The following is a 20,731-nucleotide window of genomic DNA, read 5'->3' on the forward strand; positions in this document are numbered from 1 at the left end:
TTGTTAACACCCTTTGCTTCTGTTGGTTTAGTACATACTCTAACGGCAGATAATGGTAAAGAGTTTGCTGAGCATCAAGCCATTGCAAAAGCACTGAATTGTGACTTTTACTTTGCAGACCCTTATGCTTCTTGGCAACGTGGATTGAATGAAAATACAAATGGCTTAATACGTCAATACTGCCCCAAAGGTTCATGCTTTAAGCACTTAGATGATGAGCATTTTGAATTCATTATGCATCGTTTAAATAACCGACCTAGGAAAACACTTGGAATGAAAACACCAAATGAAGTATTGTTTGAAGAATTACAGGCTGTTGCACTAGCAAGTTGAATCCAAGGTTCTAATAAATGGTCTCATAAAAATAAAAGCTTACTAAATGCACCAAGAGCACATACTAACTTTTGGCTAAAAACAACCCTGCATAACAGTAGTAACCAAGCGCTTATTCGCTGGTTAGCAATTGAACCTTGGCGATTAAACCAAGTGGATGCTTATTTTCTTAACCCTAATACTAAGCAACTGCTTTGGCATGAAGCCACAGGGCTGGTTGTCCCTATTCAAGATCGCACTATTAGTAATGGAAAAGCCATTATACCAATTCGGCTAAATGCTGGTGAAACACAGCTGTTATTTATAAAAATTCGTAGTGATAGTCTACCTTTTTTAAGTATTAAAAACTGGGAGCCAGTGGCTTATACAAACTCGATTAGTGGCAGCAGAATATTTCAGGCTACTATTTTTGCTGCCATAGTTACCTTGTTAATTGTTCTAGTTTTTCAGCTTAATGCTGGCTTACTTATTACTGGTATCTGGTTGTTAGTTGCTTTTGTATTTGAAACAGAAAAAGATGGTTTCTTTAGCAATTATCTACTGACTTTTTTAGGGGATTATTCCCTAAATTTAAGAGTTTCTACTTGGATATTAACTGAACAGCTTTTTTTAACCACTTCAGTATTTTTACTAGGGCTGCACACCTATCGCCATTGGCGTATCTTTCTAATAGTTACTGCCTTACCTGCTGTTTTAATGATAGGTGTAACCTTTTTAGTCGATGGTAATGCTAGTCGTAACTTAGGTATTTTAATAACTAGCTGTTATGCCTTTAGCTGGTTGTTTATGCTGCTACCCGCCTTGCGTATAAGACACCCTAAACAAATGATTTTGCTTTTATTACTCTTTGCTTATTGGGCTTTCTCGTCTTTTTTATTATTGGGCTATACCTTCAATATTTATTACACCACCTCTTTTGCTGCTCTGCGGATTTATATAGAAATCATCATCGCCTTAGCCTTAATTTTGACCTATAGCTGGCAACAAAAAATCCAATTTAAAGCGGCTGAAGAGGCTCTAAAAAAACACCAACTAGACTACCTAGAAACCCTAGAAAAAGCCGTACAAGACCGCACTCAAGACTTAAATACAGCGCTGGAGTCTGCCCACAAAGCCAACACCGCCAAGGTGAACTTTTTAGGGCAAATCACGCATGATTTAAGAGCGCCCTTAACCGCAATTCTTGGCTATGCCCAACTGCAAGCAGTCGAGGCCGTCACTAGCCAAAAAGCTAACCAAGTCATTCAAGATAGAGCTCTCTATATGAAGGACATGATCGATGGTTTAGTGGATTACACTAAAGACATTACCACCCAAGAAAATGAGTTGCATGATATTTATTTAATCGCTTTTATCGATAACCTAGTTAACCAAGCTCACCTCTTGGCCAATAAACAAGGCAACCGTTTCCAGCTAACTATAGAAACTGAAATACCAACCGTTATTCGTTGCAACAGCACTCAGCTGCAAAGGGTTTTGCTTAACTTGTTAGATAATGCCGCTAAATATACGCAGCAAGGCAATATTTCTTTAACTATTGCCGCTAGTTATCAGCAAGATGGCAAAAGATGGCTTAGCTTCCAAGTGAGCGATACGGGGTCGGGTATGAAACCTCAACAGCTTGAAAAAATCTACACACCTTTTTATCGTGCATCTGAATCCAGCCCGGGCTCTGGCTTGGGGTTAGCTATTTGCTTTGAATTAACCGAAAAACTAGGTGGTGAGCTGCAATTCACCAGTCAACTAGGCAAAGGAACTCAGGCAAACTTTAGCCTTCCTTGTGTTGCCGGCGATGAACAACAAGTCACACCTGTATTACCTGCTGTACACGATTTATTACCTGCTTTTAATGCCCAGGGGCAAACAGCTTGGGTAATAGATGACTCCTTACAAATTCGTGAATTACTAGACATACAGCTACAGGAAATGGGTTTTAAAAACAAGCTTTTAGCCAGTGCAGAAGCTGTTGAAGAAGCGCTTAACCAAAACCCAAGCCAGCCCGCGGTTATTATTACTGATTATCAGCTACCCAAGGCTTCTGGTAGAGCCGTGCTTGAAGTGGCACGCAAGAAATGGCCTAAGATTCCAGTGATTTTACTGACCGGAACCCAAAGCTGCGACCGCCAAGAAGCAGTAGATGAAGATTCAGAAAGGTTTTGTGCTCAACTAAGCAAGCCTATCGACCTATTGGAATTACGTTTAAAGCTGGCTGAAGTTTGCCATTTAATTCAAAAAGATTATTAAACCTTGCTGACAAGCAATCATAAAAAAACCCCACTAATGCTAAGCAAAGGCGGGGTTAGGTTTGAGCAACTTAGCTAGTTGGTTTAGTCAATGATGATGCCTTCTTGAATCTTCAAGGTTGCGCCATCTTGAATGTAAGTAACGTAGCCATCTGCTGTGTTACCTGTAGCAGTCCAGCCTGCATCTAAAGTAACTTTATCTTCACTATCACCTAGAATTTCCAAGACATTTCTATCATCAGTCATAGAGAGAACATCCTCTATTCTTAAGCCAGTAATCGTATTTTCACCCGAGTTATAACCCGCCATATCAATAGTTTCGATATTTTCTAACTTACTGAAATCAGTTGTCGTTAGCTTATCGCCAAAGCGCAGCTGAACTGTGTCTTCGCCACATAAGTAAGTTAGCTAAACCTTTGGTACAAAGGCAAAAGCTATGCTTGAGAGCAGTATTTTGAAAAGGATGAGCTAAATAGGATTACAACAGGCACTGAGAAACTTACAGGAGGAATAAGAAAGCTAACAAGGTAACAGTTATAAAAGAGGCAAAGTCTGCCTCTTTTTATTATTTCTAAATTGTGTCTTTTATTTTAACAGCAGGTGTTGCTTGAAAATCGCCATCGGCAGCTACTAGCTGATTTTCTTCACACCGCATTATAAAACTAATGGGGCTGTTTTCTGCGTCTTTCTGCACGAGTAATTCCAATAAGTCGCCACTGAGTAGCGCATTATTAAGCTGGGCTTTTTTTCCATTCACCCAAGCCTTGCCTTTAATTCTTTGAAACTTTTGTTCTAGCTCTACTTTATAAGTATCTCCATCGCTGGCTTGCCATTGCCATGCGCCAGCAACTTGTGCTGGTACTATCCATTTAAACAGGTTAATGCCGCTAAAACTTTTTCTTTCATCAGGTCGCCAGTCTGCCATATCAAATGCATGTGAAACGATTCGTGTGCCAGGTCGCAGCTCATTTAACAGCCTAGGTCTTAGCTCAACATTAACTAAATCTAATAAATATAGGGTCACTACTGTGGCCTGACTAAAATCGGCTTCTAGTAAATCATCTTCAAAAAAGTCGACCATAAATTCAACACCAGTATTACCCGCATATTCCATTGCTTCTGCAACCCGCATAGGGTCCATATCAATACCTATACCGCGAGCGTTTCTGTCTAGCGCGGCAGCCACTACTATGCGCCCATCACCACAACCTAAGTCGTAAAGCAGATCTTTACTGGTGACTTCAGCTAGGTCTAACATGGCTTGCACTACTTTTTCGTCTGTAGGAACAAAGGGCACATCTAGGAATACATCAGGCTCATCAAGAGAGTAGTCATCAAAGTCTAAATCTCTAAAATCAGGGTCGGACAGGCTATAGTCGTCAAAGTCATAGTCACCCAGTTCAGACTCGTCGAGTGAATCATCATAAGGATCAAACGCTAGGTCTCTATACAAGGAGTACACCTAAATAGTAAAAGGATTATATTTTTTGTGCAAAACGCTCTAATTGCATTTCTTGCAAACGACTTAATGCACGACGAAATGGAAAAGCCAGCGCACCCTCAGGATACAGTTCATTTAACGCTACGGCTGCTTCTAGGTACAGAGGTACGCCTCGGTCATAGCACTCGTCTACTAATGCAATAAAACGCCTTACACCGTCATCTTGATGCGTGAGCTGAGGTAGTTCTCTATCGCCAGCTTCAACCAGTTTAGCTGCATCTTCTGTACCTCGCGCTATATCTTTTTGCTTTCCTGCACCGGTTAACTTTGGCACCTGGCCTAATAAGATGTGCGTAAAACTATCGCAAAGTTCAATAAAATCGACGGGGGCAAAAGCTTGCTCACAAAGGTCTTGGTAGTTACACCATAACACTCGCTGGCTACGCAAAGCCAATTTTAGGTGGCGGCCACCCAAGGGCAAAGGTTCGCTAACTATTTGTTTTACTGGCTCTTTATCGGTTAGTTCAGCAAAAACCTCAGCTAAGGCTTGAGGTGCATTCACCCAGTAACGCTGCTGGCTTGCACCTGGGTGCAAACGGTGGTCTGTTCCACCATCGACACTCAAAATATGCATGTTTTGTTCTATCGCGCTAATAGCAGGCAGAAGCTGCTCTCGATTAAAGCCTTTATCATAAAGCTGCTGGGGTGGCTGGTTAGAGGTAACCACTAAAACCAAACCCTCTGCAAAAAGTATTTGTATTAAGCGACTCAACAACATGACGTCACCAATATCGCTAATATACAGTTCATCAAAGCATAGAACACTCACTTCGCTGGCTAGCTCTTGCGCAATTAATGCTAAGGGATCTTCTTGACCTGTCAGCTGAAATAACCGCTTATGTAGCCAGCGCATAAAGTGATGAAAGTGCAAGCGTTTAGCAGGCACTTTTAAACTGTGATAAAAACTATCCATCAGCCAGGTTTTACCCCGGCCAACTGGCCCCCAAAGGTAGATACCCTTAGGTGGCGGTGTTGATGAATCGGCTGAGTGGATAGTTTGAAAACAGCGCTCTAAATTTTGTACTGCCAAATATTGAGCTGCATCTTCTTTAAACCCTTTGGTCAGGGCTTGCTGGTAGACTAGTAAAGGGGTTACCACTAAATTAATTCCTTATTTACCTTATTGACTGACAATCTTACACTGACAACCGCTTTTACAGGCTGCAATTAGCTTTAGCTTTTGTACGATTAGAGATAACTTAATGTCCATCATTATAATTTTACATGCACTTTTAGTGCTTGTTTTTACGCTTAGAATACTCCTAAGAGATGACCTTTCTCCGCCCGGTCGCTTGGCTTGGTTTATTGTTTTAAATGCCTTGCCTTACGTTGGTAGCCTTTTTTACTTTCTATTTGGGGAAATAGATTTAGGCAACCATGCTACTAAAAGACACGATGAAATTTTTGGTGAAATCAACGCTCAAGCTTCAAGCTTTATGGGTAAAAGTGACTATTGTTACCAGTGTATTGAGCAAGTTTACCAACCAGCTTTTTTATATGGCGGTTCCATCAATGGCTTTCATCCCTTAGATGGAAACATTGCGGAGCTTATGCCAGACAGCGAAACCACCTTGACTCGTATGATTGCTGATATAGACGCTGCTACCGACCAGGTGCATGTTCTTTATTACATTTGGTTAACAGATATAACTGGCACGGCCTTGGCAGAAGCTTTAATGCGCGCAGCCCAAAGAGGCGTTACTTGCCGGGTGCTGGCCGATGGGCTAGGTTCTCGACACCTAATAAAGTCAGTTTTATGGCAGCGCATGAAAGAAGCAGGGGTTCACCTTGCTGTAGCCCTACCTATCAATAATATTATTTACACTTTAATTACCAGTCGCATAGATTTACGCAACCATAGAAAAATAACCGTGATAGATTCACGTATTACTTATTGTGGTAGCAGCAACTCAGCCGACCCTGAATTTTTAGTTAAGAAAAAATATGCGCCTTGGATAGATATAATGCTGCGCTTTAAAGGGCCAGTGGTTGCTCAAAACCAGTTACTTTTTGCTAGTGATTGGATGCAAGCAACAGGTGAAGCTTTCAATTCGATTCACCTAGCAACAGAAGTATTTGAGAAGGGATTTCCCGCACAGGTTATGGGCTTTGGGCCAACAGAACGTACAGGTGCAGCCCCACAACTCTTCTCTAATTTATTTGCTTGCGCCCAAGAGTCAATTCTACTGACTACACCCTACTTTGTACCTGACACTACCGTTTTAGAAGCCTTGTGTACTGCTGCACACCGTGGAGTGAAGGTTACACTGATTTTTCCTAAGAAAAATGACAGTTGGATAGTAGCGGCAGCTAGCCATAGTTATTACCGTCGCCTACTAGATGCTGGCTGCACCATTTTTGAGCACAGGAAAGGCTTGCTGCATTCAAAAATACTTACGGTTGACGGTAAAGTCAGCTTAATCGGTTCTTCTAACCTAGACTTACGCAGCTTTGACCTTAACTACGAAAACAATCTGCTACTGCAAGACAGGCAGCTCACCCAAGCCATTAATGAGCGTCAATTCACCTACATTGAAGGCTCAGATGAAGTTAAGCTGCCTGAAGTGCTGAACTGGCCATTTTATCGAAGAATCAGTAATAACGTCGTTGCTACTCTAGGCCCTATTTTGTGAAGCTAACCACTGGCTTGCTCAATCTTTTTTATATGGAACTCATTCACTAAAGCTTGTAGGTGCTCGGATACTTCCAGCATATCTTGGCTAATGTCACTAATTTCTCTTATCGACTGAGCATTAAATTTACTACTGCTAGTAATATCATGTAATGCTAAAACCACTTGTTTACTTGCGGCTTTTTGCTGTTGAGTAGACAAAGAAATTTGTTTGGCAGCATTGCTCGTTTTGCTAGCAGCCTCTACTAAAGTATTCAGCTCATTTTTGGTTTCTGAGCTGTTTTGAATACCTTTTTGAATTAAGGTCGCCCCCTTCTCAGAGGTGATCACCAAGCGGTTAATTGAATCTTGTATATCTTCAATGCGTTCTTCAATTTCATAAGTAGACTCAGTCACTCTATCTGCTAGGTGACGTATTTCGCTAGCAACAACTGAAAACCGCTTACCTGACTCCCCTGCACTTGATGCCTCTAACGCTGCATTAAAAGCGATTAGTTTGGTTTGATCAGCCAAATCATTGATTAAGTCCATAACCTTACTAATTGCCTTAGACTGGTTGCCTAACTGCAACATTTCTTCCAAGCTGGCGGTGCTGTCTTGGTGAATATCTGTCATATTGGCATGCAGGTTATGCATGGCATCCGCACCTTTTTTACTGCTCTCTAAGGTTAGGTTAGCAACATCTACCACGCCATGAGAGTAGTCGGCTATTTCAGTTGATGAAGCAGACAATTCTTCCATGGTAGAAGTAATCTCAGCTACCGATGATGACATTTGTTCTACTGCCATCACCATCGACTGATCCATTTTATTAGCCAAGCCTTCGGCTGATGTAACTAGCCCAGCAGAAGTAGCTAGGCTTTGTGCTTTGGCACTAATTTTATCTGAGCTAGTATGCACACCCTTAATAGTTACTTCTAACTGAGCCAGCAAGTGATTGGTTTGTAGGGCAAGCTCGCCTAAACTGCCTCTATCTAAGGTGGTTAATCGCTGACTAACATCTAAGGTTTTAGTAATAACGCCTAGCTGTTGTTGAAAACTAAGAATAGGGTTCACTATGCCGCGCTGAACCTGCCAAGTGACTATGCCACCCATACCTAAAATTAACAGCGCCATCATTAGCATAAACATCCAGGCAGCACTTGAAGCTGCTTTAACCTGTTCAGCAATAATGGCTGCTGGCATGCCCATAATATGCACACCTATTAATTCATTAGCAGAGTTAACTACAGGTGCTTGGGTTACAAACCACTCATCGGTTAGCTGAATATTAAATGCGCCACTGGAAAGCTCTAGTTCATTTAGGTTAAGAGATTTTGCAAAGTTTACAGCTCGTGGATTAAACCAACGGTCATTAGGTAGCAGGTAGTCAGCAATAGGCATATTTTTAGCCAGTACAGGAGCTTGCTTAGCTAGGTCTTTATTTAACAACATAATGTAGGCATGCTGGTCGGCTTCAAAATCTCGACTAACACTACCAACACCCTGTAACACTTCAAGGCTACCAACGTACTCACCTTCAATATAAATGGGTGCTAGGCCCCTTATGCTAAAGCCGACTAAACCTATTTCTGTTGAGGTTGCAAAAGGCTTACGCGTTTGGATCATTTGCTTGATACTAGGGCGAAATAATAAATTATCACCGTACTTTTCAGGGTCCAGTTTCTTAACCAAGAGTGCCCATCGGCTGTATGAATTTGAATTTTTAAACCACGGTAGTTAGTGGTTTCAGCATAGTTTTTAGTCACGCTATTAACATAATTTAACGCTTTGGTACGCTGGTCATTAACTAGGTAATCACCAATTAAAGGGTTGTTAGCCAGCATAACGGCTAAGCCCAAACCAAAGTTTTCTTTAGCTTTAATGCGCTCCCTAAGTACAACTTGCAGAACATCGCTTTGTTCTTGCATAATTTTTTCTGTTAGCTTGCTACGATAATCATAGGTGTAAAGCAAAGCTAAAAATAGAAACACGCTACCCGATAAAATCACACTGGCGAGCAGACGTTTTTGAAAGGTTAATGAAGAAAACACATGAAGGTTCCTTGTGTGAATTTAACTCTTATCGAGTTTCTTCTAAATAACATCAGACTGCAACTAGCAATAGATAAAAAAGCCAGCACTAACCTAGATTAATGCTGGCTTATACTTCTTTATTCAATGCTTTTAGTGAAGGATTAAAAGTGGCAACTGAGTTGTCTCTACCATTTTTAAAGTGTTACTACCCAAAAACACCGTTGCTAATTTAGAGTGAGAAAAAGCACCCATCACTAAAAGATCCACTGCTTCTTTTTGTTTATAGGCTTCTAAAGCGTTAAAAATATTGCCTTCCAAAAAGCTAGCTTTTACTTCAAAGCCCTTTTCAATTAACAAGGCTTTAGTTTGCTCAAATTTTTCTTGTAATTTGGGCTGTTTGTTTTTAACCGTTACCAAATGGCAGGTTAAGTTATCTAGCAGACCACCTTCTAGAATACGCTGAACGGCTTTATCGGCAGTTTCTCGACCATCATAGGCAAGCATAAAACTTTTAGGCTCTACAAAATCTTTATTAACAATTAGTACCGGGGTATGTACTTGGCGAATCACCTGCTCGATATGCGAACCAAGCATTTTAAAGCTTTGCTCATTACCTTCCCCTAAACGACCAATAACCACAAGACGTGCATCGGCTTCTAAATCACGAATGGCTTCAACTATACCGCTATGCCTTAGTGTTTTTTCTATGGACTGACAACCTTTGCTTGCTGCTAAGTCTTTAGCTTCTTCTAAAATTTCTTTACCTAGGGTTAGGGCAACTTTACTTCGCTGCTCATCTAATGAAGCCATTTCTAATAACAAAGCCGTACGAGCACCTAAGCCGATTGCACCACTTAAATTTTTGGTAGATGGACTAGCTGCTTTTTCTATTGCATTAAGAAGTAGTAGGGTTTTGTCTAGCTTATTGGCTGCCCAGACACCTGCATGACAAACATCATCAGACAGTGCTGAGCCATCAATACAAGTAATTATTTTGTTCATTTTAATCTCCTTAATGGCCAGCCATTAGCTTTTCAACTTCGTTAGGGTCAGTGTGCACACCAAACTTATCTACAATAGTTTCAGTGGCTTCACTCATACCGACAACTTCTACTTCTGCACCATCACGCTTGAATTTAATAACCACCTTATCGAGTGTAGCAACAGCCGTAATATCCCAAAAGTGGGCTTGGCTAAGATCGATCACTACTTTATCTACGACTTCTTTAAAATCAAAAGACTGAATAAACTGCTCAGAAGAAGCAAAAAACACCTGGCCAACCACTTGGTAAACACGGGTACTTTCTTCTGTCAGCTTAGACTTAACATACATAATACGGCCAATTTTGTTAGCAAAGAAGAGTGCAGATAAAAGCACACCCACCAAAACCCCAAGGGCCAAGTTATGGGTTGCCACCACCACCAACACGGTTGCAATCATTACAATATTGGTCGAAATAGGGTGCTTTTTTAAATTAAGAATCGAAGTCCAAGAGAAGGTACCAATAGACACCATGATCATAACCGCAACCAAAGCAGCCATAGGAATTTGTTTTAACCAATCGCCTAAGAAAACAATTAAAACTAAAAGCAAAGCACCGGCTGTAAAGGTAGATAATCGACCACGGCCACCCGATTTAACATTAATAACCGACTGCCCTATCATTGCACAACCAGCCATACCACCCATTAAACCAGCACCTATATTGGCAATACCCTGACCTTTACACTCACGGTTTTTATCACTAGACGTATCAGTTAACTCATCAACTATGGTTGCAGTCATCATCGATTCAAGCAAACCAACAATCGCCAAACCTACCGAGTAGGGCAGAATAATCATTAGGGTGTCTAGGTTGAGCGGCACATTTGGCCACAAAAACACAGGTAGCGTATCGGGTAGTTCACCCATATCGCCTACCGTGCGTATATCCAACCCAAGAAACATTGCCAAAGCGGTTAAAGAAACAATACATACCAAAGGCGATGGCACACTTTTACCTATCACAGGCAAGTAAGGAAAAAGATAAATAATGCCTAAGCCTGCAAGCGTCATAGCATAAACGTGCCAGGTTACATTGATAAGCTCTGGCAACTGCGCCATAAATATAAGTATGGCTAGGGCATTCACAAAACCTGTGACCACTGATTGGGAAACAAAGCGCATTAGGCTACCCAGCTTAATATAGCCTGCTAAAATTTGAATAACCCCAGTTAAAAGCGTGGCTGCCAAAAGGTATTCCAGCCCATGCTCTTTAACCAAGGTAACCATTAGCAAAGCCATAGCACCGGTGGCGGCTGAAATCATACCTGGGCGACCGCCCACAAAAGCAATAATAACCGCAATACAAAAAGAGGCATATAAGCCTACTTTAGGGTCTACACCTGCAATAATAGAAAAGGCAATGGCTTCAGGTATTAAAGCCAAGGCAACCACAGTACCTGCAAGTAGGTCACCGCGTATATTAGAGAACCATTCAAGTTTTATATTTTCAAGCATAACGACCCTTTATTAACTCAGTTACAAGGCAGCACTGGCACAAAATTGATACTTTATTCATCAGTAACCACTAGCAGCTAAATGCCAAGCGTAAACTAATAAGATGACTTCACAGTAAGACCACTGATGAATCTGGGGGGAAGGTGCGCCTATACATAATTTTATGTATATAAAACCAGAGAATTTTACATTGATCCTAGCTAGATGCAAGAGAGCTAGTGGTAAGCTATCCTCTATACGAACTCCACTAAGGGGTAGAAGTAGATTAAAGCTTGTCCAGTTAAATAGGTATAAAACCAACCATGCAAATTCGTTTTATCGACCAAATCAGCCACTTAAATAATCTAGAATGGCAACAACTCGATAACCCTCATAACAACCCTTTTATTAGTCAGCGCTTTTTACAAGCCCTAGAAGACTCAGGCGCAGCAAGTCGACAAAGCGGTTGGCAGCCCCATCATTTAATTATTGAAAACAACCAGCAACTTATAGGTTTTATGCCTTTATACATAAAAAGCCACTCTTATGGTGAGTATGTGTTTGATTGGTCTTGGGCCGATGCGTATCAACGCTATGGCTTGGCCTACTACCCCAAGCTGGTTAGCGCTATTCCTTATACACCCAGCCAAGGGCAGCGTTTATTGCTTCACCCTAACTACGCAAAAGCTGACTTAATTCCCCTAATAGTTGATGCCATTAAAACAGAGGCACAACGCCTTGGTGCTTCTAGCTGGCATCTACTTTTTACGCCACAAGATGAACAGCAACTTTTTGCTAATCAAAAGCTACACGCTCGTTTAGGCTGTCAATTTCATTGGTTTAATACTGAAAACTGGCAAACCTTTGATGAGTTTTTAAGTAGCTTTAGTTCCAAAAAACGTAAAAATGTTAGGCAAGAAAGACGTAAAGTGAGCGAGCAAGGCCTAAGTTTAGAAAGAATAGAAGGTACACAAATTACCCCTGCACAAATTGAGCACTTTTATGAGTGTTATCAAATCACCTATTTAAGGCGTGGGCGGCAAGCTTATTTAAGTAAAGGCTTTTTTGAGCAGCTGTTAACAACAATGCCAGAACACCTTTTACTGGTTGAAGCTAAACAAGAAGCTAGCCAACAGCCAGTTGCTGCAGCTTTATTCTTTTACGATAACCAGAGCCTTTACGGACGTTACTGGGGTAGTAAGGTAGATGCAGACAGCCTACACTTTGAGGCCTGTTATTATCAGGGCATTGAATACTGCTTAGAAAAAGGCTTAACCCACTTTGATCCAGGCACCCAAGGTGAACATAAAATTAGCCGAGGCTTTAAACCTCTATTTACTCGCTCTAACCATTGGCTAGCCGAGGCAGCTTTTAATTCTGCCATTAGCAATTTTGTTAAAGAAGAAGCAACCCAAGTAGAGCAATATGCTAAACAAGCCAGCCAACACCTACCTTTTAAAAATAGGCCTAATTAAAAATCATGAGCAACCATAAAACCCAGCAAGAACCTACTGATTCATTCCTTAACAAAGCCCCTTTATGGTTAAAAATTCTTATTATTTTAGGTATTGGCTTTCTACTTGGCCGCTGGTTCGCCGCTGAAGAAGGCTTGGCAGTTAACTTTACTAATAGCAGCCAACAACAAATAACATCTATTAAGCTAGACTTTGGAAGCTCAGACGGACAATCATCCATTCAAACTTTTCGTTTAGCACCCCAAGAAAGCCGCACACTTTTTTTAAATCACCCCGCTGGCATGGGCTTTAATGTACTAGTAACCTATGCCGATGGTCAGCAACAAGATTTTTGTGCTTTAAAAGGCGATACAAGCCTGAGGCCCCAGCTAGACCTTAATCTTTAATACTTATAAGAGAAACGCTACAAGATGAATGCTTATTACCAGTTGATTAACACCCAAACAGCAGACGATGGCAGTGTTACCACTTTCTACAAGTCTACCGATCATGCACAGGGTGCTTGGAATACACACGAACAACACATGGCGCCAGCCAGCGGTGTAATGGCAAGAGAGATGGAAAACTTTCAGCCCCGTGATGACATGCGTATTGGCCGCATCAGCTTCGATATTTTTGGGTTAATTCCAGCAGGTGAATTTTCTATTACCACCCGGGTAATTCGCCCAGGCAGAACAATAGAATTAATTGAATCTGAAATGCAAGCGCAAGGTAAAACCTGCATAGTTGCTAGAGCCTGGAGAATGGCGACGCAAAATAGTAGTGCAGTGGCCGCTTTAGAAGACCCAGCTGTTCATCACCCAGATACACTGCCAGCCTGGCAAGGCATTTCCCACTGGCCAGGTGGATACATTAAAAGTTTAGAAGCCAAAATTGCTGAAAACCACCGAGATGGCAAAGGCATTGTTTGGCTTAATAACTCACTTGAAATGGTCGAAAACTTTACTACTAGCGACTTTGTTCATTTAATTGGCATGGTTGATACTGCTAATGGCACTGCACCCCGCCAAGGCAGCAATATCACTTGGGCTTTTCCAAACCTAGACTTACAAATTCATCTACACCGCTACCCTAGCGGCCAGTGGTTAGGTTTAGAAACCGTACAACAGTATGGTGAAGATGGCATAGGCCTAACCAGTGCTATTTTGCATGACGAACAGGGACCATTTGGACGCAGTGAACAAATTCTAACCCTTAGAAAACTGGGTTAATTTCACCCAGCTCATTTGTTTAGCTGTTCCGAGGAGGAGGGGGAACCCTCCTCACCTCTAGAGTTGAATTAACTACTCGTTAGTGCAAACTTTAAATTGCTTACACAGCTCATCGAGCACCTTGGTTGTACTTTGAATTTCTTGGCTAGCAACCAGTGTTTGACTAGCTTGTGAAGCATTTTCATCAGCTAAGCGAGCTATACCTTCAATGGTTTCAGCAACCTCTCGAGCAGCCAAGGCTTGCTCTTGCAAAATGCCCTGAATATCTTGCGTAGATTGTACTACTTTACTGGTTTCACCTTCTATTTCTGCAACCGACTGGCCTGCACGCTCTGCTTTACTAACACCTTCACTTACCTGCTGCACGCTAGCTTGCATTTCTACCACGGCTTCTTCAGTACGATTTTGTATTTGCGCAACCATGTCGGATATTTCTACAGTAGAAGTAGCCGTACGCTCTGCTAAACTGCGCACTTCATCGGCAACCACAGCAAACCCGCGACCATGCTCACCAGCCCTAGCTGCTTCAATGGCAGCATTTAAAGCTAATAGGTTGGTTTGGTCAGCTATCTCGCGAATGGTAGAAACAATTTTACCTATATTGCCCGACAGTTCTTCTAACTCTTTAACTTTGGTGGCTGAATTATTAACCGTACCAGCAATGGCACTAATTTCTTGTGAGCTTGCATAAACCGCTTCAGCACCTAAACGCGCAACTTCACCCGCTTGGTTAGAAGCCGCATGTGCAGCCGTAGCACTTTCACCAATTTGTTCAACCGATGCACTTAATTCTTCTAGCGCCGCTGCCATATTAGTAGAAGATCTAGACTGAGAAGCTGCACCATCAGACGTTGCCTTACTGGCTGCTAGCATTTCTTCGGCTGCATGATCTAAAGACTTGGTTGATTGCGTCATCTGAAAGGCAATTTCTAACAGGTGGTTACGCATAATTTGAACCGCATTAAACACACCACCTATTTCATCTTCTTTGCCCATGGGTGCAGGGCCAACTAAGTTGCCTGAACCTATCTCCATTGCCACACTTTTTAAATAATTCAGCCGTCTAGTTTGTCTACGCATGATTAAATAAAGCCAAATAAAAACCATGCTACAAGCACCCAAAATAGTGACCGCCATTGGTAGCATTAGCTTATGAATGCTGGGGTCATCGATCTGTAAGTGTGTATAACCTAGGGCTCCAAGCGTTATTAAAAAACCAAGAACCATAGGAATTAAGGTAGTTGGAATGATATTTATGCTTTGGTAGAAATGTGAAATGCGTGAATATAAACCAGATAAATGATAACCACCTGCCAACCTATCGCTACTACCTTCTCGCATACGCGCATAAAGAGCCGTTGCATCTTTTATCTCTTGCTCTGTGGCTTTTAAACGCACGCTCATGTAGCCGCCGTTTTTTAAAGGCGTAGCGGTTGCTTTAACCCAGTAGTGATCACCATTGGCGCGACGGTTTTTAATAATACCCTGCCAGGCACGACCTTTTTTCAAGGTTGCCCAAAAGTCACGAAACGCCTCCCTAGGCATATCTGGGTGACGAATAATGTTATGTGGCTCACCGATCAGCTCTGAACGCTCAAAACCTGCATACTCAACAAACTCATCGTTAACATAAACAATGTTACCTAAAGCATCGGTATGAGAGATAATTGCGGTATCTGGACGTACTGGATATTCTTTTTGCGTGACGGGTTGGTTATTTCTCAAAGTATAACTCCTAGAGAGTTTTTATTATTCAATTAAAACGACAGCAACACTAACTAAAGCTTAAGATCAATCCACTAGACACAGATACTAGTTGAACTAATATCAGCGTGCAAGTATATTGTGTGCAACTAAATTGCTTATGGAAATTTTTTTAATGATTGATCCAGATAAAGAAGGCTACCTAACCTTAGATAACCAACTTTGCTTTGTACTCTACAGCACATCAAACGCTATGAGCAGAAGTTATCAGCCCTTGCTGAAAGCTCTGGATTTAACCTACCTACAATACCTAGTGATGATGGTGTTATGGGAAGAACAGGTTATCAACGTTAAAGCCTTAGGAAAAAAGCTTCACCTCGATTCAGGAACCCTGACCCCCCTACTCAAACGCTTAGAAACTAAGGGCTATGTTAACCGAACCCGCAGCCAAGAAGATGAGCGTATTCGGCTTATTTCAGTCACTGAGGTTGGGGAGCAGCTAAAAGAACAAGCACAGCATATACCAGAAAAAATGATGTGCTTGTCTAAGATGGAAGCCGACGAGCTAATAAGCTTAAAGGCAGCATGTGAACGTTTACTAGCAAACCTAACCGACTAACTTTTAAGCGTGGTGCTAACTCACCTTTATAAAAATACTTTTAACTTTGTTAAGCATTTCTCCGGTTAAAGATGACATTTTAGGCTTATTGGCTGAGGTAAAAGCAATAGGTCGGGTAACTTTCATCGCAGCCAAACCAATTTTAGCAGTATAAAAGCCTGCCCCAATACCTTGCCCTGCACGGGCACTTAAAGAAGTGGTAATACCTTGAAAACCAAATTCGGCTAAAGCATTTTCGGCAATCAGCTCCGTTGCACCCACAAAAAGCAGCTGGTTGACTACCCGCCTAAATAAACGCAAACGATTAGGCAATGAAGGTCGCACACCATAAACCTGCGCCACATCATCAATCATCTTCATGGATCGCCAAAGGCTTAATAGCATATCTAAAGAAGCCCAAGGGCTGATTGCTACGCCTACGCCACTTTGCACGGCATAGGTAGAAACTCGCCGTGTTGCTTCTTTATCTAACGGTTTTAGAAAGATTTCATCTAGGTGATTAATGGTTTCTTTGTCATTGCTGTAATCAGGCATTACTTGAATAGAGCGTTCAAAGTGCGCTTCTTGCGGCTTGTTTTTATAAAAGCCACGCAACTCATTAATAAAGCTTTTTGCCTGACCAAAATCATTACCTTCCAGCAAGCGTTCAGCCTTATCTTGCATAGCAACTTGCTTAGAAAGATTTTCGGTATCTTTTAAATAGCGGTACACTAGCCTTAAACCTAACAGCGCAACCCAACCTAATAGAACACTAAAAACACTGGCAAGAACCCAATGAATGGATAAGGCGTAGTTAAAGGCACGAACTAACTCAAAGCCACTTAAAACAACCACCAAAGCTAGGGCAGAATAGAAAAATACCTTTAAACCTTTTAGTGGCAAGGCTTCTAACTTAAACAGTGAAAACTGGGTAACTTCGGGTAAACGCTCATTAGCAACAATAGATTCCGGCACGCTTTCCGGCACATCCTCTTCAATAACAAAAGTTTTGCTTTGGCGTGTTGATTCAGTAGCTGGCTGGTCATCGTCTGTTCCATTTAAACTGTCCGCTTCACCTAAATCGAAGGTAAAACCGCCCTTGCGCTTATTCTGGGTCATGGGCATTTATCTCCAATGAGTTCGTTTAGCAGGGTGTCTAGCCTGATGTGCGGGAGCGCGGTATTGTTTTTGCTGGATAAACCTCTAGGCGGTGATAGCTCTGGCAATATCCACCCCTGTAAAGCTTGCCAATCTTGGTCGTCGGGTAACTTGGAAGGCATAACTGGCGGCACATAACCTAAACGCTTACCTTCAGGCGTTAGAATTTCTAAGGCATTATTTATTCGGGTGCTTTCATTACTGGCACGCACCGCAGCAACCGCTTCACAAATCGGGCTAATGCCATCACTTCTGGCATGTTTGTAAGCACTTCTCACCACTGCACTTAACAATTGCCTAACGGCTTCGTGTTCTTTGGATAACACCAAATCTATTTTGGTTGCGGCAAAGATCAAGCGATCAACCTTAGGGCTAAAAAGCTGACGTAAGCGGCTTTGGTTACCATAAGTAAAGCTTTGCGTAATGTTAGTTAAGGCTTGACGCATATCATCTAGGTAGACAGGGCCAGAATGCAGGGCGCTTATCACATCAACTAAAACTAGCTGTCTATCTATGCCACTAAAAAAGTTAGTGTAAAAAGGCTCAACTAACTCTGTAATGTAACGCTGATAGCGCCGCTTACACACCTTGTAATAACTGTTTTCGCTGGCTAATTCTAGCTCACTTTCTTCCCTACCTATACAAGACAGCAAGGGAATAAAATTAACAATATCAAGATCAGGAAGCTTGCCGGGAATTAAAAACCTGCCAGGTTGAATAAGGCTTAGGCTTTTTTCATCGTTTTTGCAGCGGCTAAGAAACTGCTTATATTGCTCATTTAATACCTGAAGTTTTTCGGTATCAACCGGCGCAAAAGGGTCCAGCTGTTTAAATTCATCTAATAAAGAACCCAACAACTCTAACCTGGGCGAGTGTAAATACTGGGCACTGCATAAACCGCACCAACGAACAAAATTCATATCCCTAAGCGGTAAGTCTAAAAGCCATTCACCTGGGTAATCACGTAGCTCTATAAAAAGACTGTAGTTATCTTTACCTAGCAGGCTTTTATGCGATTTTCTAAGCCTCAATTCAATAAGGCAACCACTAATTTCTGAAGTTGAATCTGGCCATTCTGGTTGGGTTGCGGTAATTTTTTGATAACCAGCGGTATAAGGGAACATCGGCAAATCATCAAGTGAATGCAGCTTAACTCCAAGCAAGCGATCGGCTTGAATCGGAGGAAAACCGGCGAGCTTAGCAGAATCATAATGGCAAAGTTGGTTAATAAGGCTGGTTATTAAAGTTGTTTTGCCACTACGGCTTAGGCCAGTGATGCCAATGCAAATGTGGCGATCTAAGGCTTTATTAATCGTTTTGTTGATAAATCTATCAAAAAAAGCGCTTTTATTTTTCATTTTTAATTTGTTGTACTAAATCAAAGCTACGCAACCTATCTTCAAAATCATACAGATCACAAGTAAACATTAACTCATCAGCCTGAGTGTGGTGAAGCAGTGTTTCAAGCTTATCTTTAACCGTTGCAGGGCTTCCAACCATTGCCATACTTAAAAAGTCGCTAACCCCTTGTTGTTCCTGCAAGCTCCAAGTTTTATGAATATCCTTAACAGGTGGGCAGAGGTGCAAACTTTGACCACGAAATAGCGAAAGAATGCGCTGATAGGTTGTGGTGACTAAAAACTCAGCCTGCTCATCTGTTTCAGCAACGACTAGCGGAATACCTAGCATAACTCTAGGCTTAGCAAGCGTTGCTGAAGGTTTGAATTCAGCACGGTAAAGCTCTATGGCTTGCATCATAAAACGGGGCGCAAAGTGGGATGCAAAAGAATAGGGCAACCCCTTGGCAGCCGCTAATTTCGCACTAAATAGACTAGAACCGAGTAACCAAATAGGCACTTGAGTATTCATACCAGGCATAGCAATTATTTGCTGACCTGCTTGCCTTGGGCCTAACAATCGCTGTAACTCTGCAACGCCTTCTGGAAAACTACTGGCATCCGTATCTAAGTGACGACGCAAAGCCCTTGCAGTTAGCTGGTCTGTGCCTGGCGCTCTACCCAAACCTAAATCAATGCGTTCAGGGTAAAGCGTTGCCAAAGTGCCAATTTGTTCAGCCACTACAAGCGGTGCATGGTTAGGTAGCATAATGCCGCCTGAACCAATGCGAATACGTTCAGTATTGGCAGCTAAATAACCCATTAAAACCGTAGTAGCAGAACTGGCAATGGCTTCCATATTGTGATGCTCAGCCACCCAAAAGCGCTTAAAGCCCAGTTGCTCAACATGCTTGGCCGTTAGTAGTGCACGCTTTAAAGCACCGCTAGGGCTGGCTTCTTGATCGGAAATAGTTGCCAGCTCAAGAACAGAAAAATCAACCGCTTGTAGAAGACTCATTAAATTAACCCAAGTAGTTAAAGTTCAATACCGTTCACAAATAATTGAACATCTATATTGCCGCGAACCGCATTAGAATAAGGACACACCTGATGTGCCGCTTTAACCAGTGCATTGGCTTGCGCTTGATCTAGTTCTAACTCTACAGCCAAGCTTGCTGTTAACGCAAAGCCACCTTGTTCATTTTGAAAAATACCTACGGTGGCCTTTGTTGGTGCTGATTTAATTGCCAGCTTTTGTTCACGTGCTAGATGTAAAATTGCATTAGAAAAACAAGCAGAATAACCCGCAGCAAATAACTGCTCAGGGTTCGTTGCTTCACCGCTACCACCCATTTCTTTAGGGTAGCTTAAAGCTAAAGAAAGTTTACCGTCATCCGTAGCTACCTGACCATTACGCCCAGCCAAAGCAGTTGCTGAAGTTGTATAAAGTGCTTTCATTTTCTAGACCTCGTTAGTTTTTTTGACAACACAGATTTATTGCTAGCAACTTAATTGCGTACAATTATATTTCAGATAGAGACTAGCCTAAATTCTGCTTAGCCGCAAGAAGATTGTGCACAATTTTTTTGCGGTAGAATATAAAGCCTGTCACTAGAGTACGCAGAGAGAGAACTTTAAGGATAGCGTTTTAATAAAGGTAACAATGCAAACCAATTACTATAAAAATTTATAAATGAAAGCAACCAACAAAGAGCGTGTTTTAAAGGCACAAACCACCTAGATTGTTGCAGAGAAAAATAGCTCTGTTATTATTCAGTGTTTTTATTATTGCAGCCTGCAGTTTTAGAATTCTTGGATTCAACTTGCTAGTGCAACAGCCTGTAATTCTTCAAACAATACTTCATTTGGTGTTTTCATTCCAAGTGTTTTCCTAGGTCGGTTATTTAAACGATGCATAATGAATTCAAAATGCTCATCATCTAAGTGCTTAAAGCATGAACCTTTGGGGCAGTATTGACGTATTAAGCCATTTGTATTTTCATTCAATCCACGTTGCCAAGAAGCATAAGGGTCTGCAAAGTAAA

General features: G+C 41.7%; 19 protein-coding genes and 1 pseudogene. 7 read left to right on the plus strand and 13 right to left on the minus strand.

Annotated features, from left to right (window positions below; translation table 11 throughout):
* Together BP27_RS0111980 and BP27_RS0111985 are read left to right on the plus strand one after the other, a co-directional pair.
* On the plus strand, nt 1-333 hold a 333-nt coding region (locus BP27_RS0111980), incomplete at its 5' end, for an IS30 family transposase (protein WP_036239176.1).
* Complete coding sequence (locus BP27_RS0111985; RefSeq protein ID WP_245597845.1) at nt 334-2,577, plus strand: ATP-binding protein; 2,244 nt, start codon at nt 334-336, stop codon at nt 2,575-2,577.
* An 83-nt stretch (nt 2,578-2,660) separates the two neighbouring features.
* Here the strand turns inward: BP27_RS0111985 and BP27_RS17160 are convergent, their stop codons facing one another.
* The 3 genes from BP27_RS17160 to zapE form a co-directional block, all read right to left on the minus strand.
* On the minus strand, nt 2,661-2,885 hold the full coding sequence (locus BP27_RS17160; protein WP_150112057.1) for a hypothetical protein: 225 nt from the start codon (nt 2,883-2,885) through the stop codon (nt 2,661-2,663).
* A 262-nt stretch (nt 2,886-3,147) separates the two neighbouring features.
* Nucleotides 3,148-4,029, minus strand: coding sequence for a class I SAM-dependent methyltransferase (locus BP27_RS0111995; protein WP_211251309.1), 882 nt, complete (start codon nt 4,027-4,029; stop codon nt 3,148-3,150).
* Between the two features lie 25 nt (nt 4,030-4,054).
* The gene (gene zapE, locus BP27_RS0112000; protein ID WP_036240233.1) at nt 4,055-5,176 is read right to left on the minus strand and encodes a cell division protein ZapE; all 1,122 of its coding nucleotides are present in this window, start codon (nt 5,174-5,176) and stop codon (nt 4,055-4,057) included.
* 103 nt (nt 5,177-5,279) lie between these two features.
* Here zapE and cls point away from each other — a divergent pair, with 103 nt between their 5' ends.
* Nucleotides 5,280-6,710 carry a cardiolipin synthase gene (gene cls, locus BP27_RS0112005; protein WP_027851759.1) on the plus strand — a complete coding sequence of 477 codons (1,431 nt, stop codon included), beginning with the start codon at nt 5,280-5,282 and terminating at the stop codon, nt 6,708-6,710.
* 2 nt (nt 6,711-6,712) lie between these two features.
* On the opposite strand, the gene BP27_RS16205 is transcribed toward cls, so the two are convergent.
* From BP27_RS16205 to BP27_RS0112025, 4 genes are all read right to left on the minus strand, one after another.
* On the minus strand, nt 6,713-8,317 hold the full coding sequence (locus tag BP27_RS16205; RefSeq protein WP_051610552.1) for a methyl-accepting chemotaxis protein: 1,605 nt from the start codon (nt 8,315-8,317) through the stop codon (nt 6,713-6,715).
* Complete coding sequence (locus BP27_RS0112015) at nt 8,314-8,742, minus strand: hypothetical protein (RefSeq protein ID WP_027851760.1); 429 nt, start codon at nt 8,740-8,742, stop codon at nt 8,314-8,316. The genes BP27_RS16205 and BP27_RS0112015 overlap by 4 nt, the downstream gene beginning before the upstream one ends.
* A 132-nt stretch (nt 8,743-8,874) precedes the next feature.
* Nucleotides 8,875-9,726, minus strand: coding sequence for a universal stress protein (locus BP27_RS0112020; RefSeq protein WP_027851761.1), 852 nt, complete (start codon nt 9,724-9,726; stop codon nt 8,875-8,877).
* A 10-nt stretch (nt 9,727-9,736) separates the two neighbouring features.
* Nucleotides 9,737-11,224 (minus strand): SulP family inorganic anion transporter, encoded by a 1,488-nt coding sequence (locus tag BP27_RS0112025; RefSeq protein WP_027851762.1) that lies wholly within the window; start codon nt 11,222-11,224, stop codon nt 9,737-9,739.
* A gap of 302 nt (nt 11,225-11,526) precedes the next feature.
* Between BP27_RS0112025 and BP27_RS0112030 the strand changes: the two genes are divergently transcribed.
* The 3 genes from BP27_RS0112030 to BP27_RS0112040 are packed head-to-tail and all read left to right on the plus strand — an operon-like array spanning nt 11,527 to nt 13,889.
* The gene (locus BP27_RS0112030; RefSeq protein ID WP_027851763.1) at nt 11,527-12,678 is read left to right on the plus strand and encodes a GNAT family N-acetyltransferase; all 1,152 of its coding nucleotides are present in this window, start codon (nt 11,527-11,529) and stop codon (nt 12,676-12,678) included.
* Nucleotides 12,679-12,683: 5 nt separating this feature from the next.
* Nucleotides 12,684-13,064 carry a PKD domain-containing protein gene (locus BP27_RS16210; RefSeq protein ID WP_036240235.1) on the plus strand — a complete coding sequence of 127 codons (381 nt, stop codon included), beginning with the start codon at nt 12,684-12,686 and terminating at the stop codon, nt 13,062-13,064.
* A gap of 24 nt (nt 13,065-13,088) precedes the next feature.
* A complete protein-coding gene (locus BP27_RS0112040; protein WP_027851764.1) occupies nt 13,089-13,889 on the plus strand; it encodes a thioesterase family protein in 801 nt (266 codons plus the stop codon).
* 72 nt (nt 13,890-13,961) lie between these two features.
* Here BP27_RS0112040 and BP27_RS0112045 read toward each other — a convergent pair whose 3' ends face one another.
* On the minus strand, nt 13,962-15,614 hold the full coding sequence (locus tag BP27_RS0112045; protein WP_027851765.1) for a methyl-accepting chemotaxis protein: 1,653 nt from the start codon (nt 15,612-15,614) through the stop codon (nt 13,962-13,964).
* Between the two features lie 154 nt (nt 15,615-15,768).
* Here BP27_RS0112045 and ohrR point away from each other — a divergent pair, with 154 nt between their 5' ends.
* Nucleotides 15,769-16,212 carry a transcriptional regulator OhrR gene (ohrR, locus tag BP27_RS0112050; protein ID WP_027851766.1) on the plus strand — a complete coding sequence of 148 codons (444 nt, stop codon included), beginning with the start codon at nt 15,769-15,771 and terminating at the stop codon, nt 16,210-16,212.
* A 15-nt stretch (nt 16,213-16,227) separates the two neighbouring features.
* Here the strand turns inward: ohrR and BP27_RS16215 are convergent, their stop codons facing one another.
* From BP27_RS16215 to BP27_RS17260, 5 genes and pseudogenes are all read right to left on the minus strand, one after another.
* Complete coding sequence (locus BP27_RS16215) at nt 16,228-17,310, minus strand: TIGR01620 family protein (RefSeq protein WP_051610553.1); 1,083 nt, start codon at nt 17,308-17,310, stop codon at nt 16,228-16,230.
* Complete coding sequence (locus tag BP27_RS16220) at nt 17,307-18,707, minus strand: YcjX family protein (protein WP_051610554.1); 1,401 nt, start codon at nt 18,705-18,707, stop codon at nt 17,307-17,309. The genes BP27_RS16215 and BP27_RS16220 overlap by 4 nt, the downstream gene beginning before the upstream one ends.
* Nucleotides 18,697-19,704: an LLM class flavin-dependent oxidoreductase gene (locus tag BP27_RS0112065; protein WP_027851767.1), complete on the minus strand. Its 1,008-nt coding sequence runs from the start codon at nt 19,702-19,704 to the stop codon at nt 18,697-18,699. The genes BP27_RS16220 and BP27_RS0112065 overlap by 11 nt, the downstream gene beginning before the upstream one ends.
* 17 nt (nt 19,705-19,721) lie before the next feature.
* On the minus strand, nt 19,722-20,144 hold the full coding sequence (gene ohr / locus BP27_RS0112070; RefSeq protein WP_027851768.1) for an organic hydroperoxide reductase Ohr: 423 nt from the start codon (nt 20,142-20,144) through the stop codon (nt 19,722-19,724).
* A 360-nt stretch (nt 20,145-20,504) separates the two neighbouring features.
* Nucleotides 20,505-20,731, minus strand: a pseudogene (locus tag BP27_RS17260) (IS30 family transposase); the annotation flags it as partial.

This window comes from Marinospirillum insulare DSM 21763, from assembly GCF_000686905.1.
GTDB classification, from domain to species: Bacteria; Pseudomonadota; Gammaproteobacteria; order Pseudomonadales; family Halomonadaceae; genus Marinospirillum; species Marinospirillum insulare.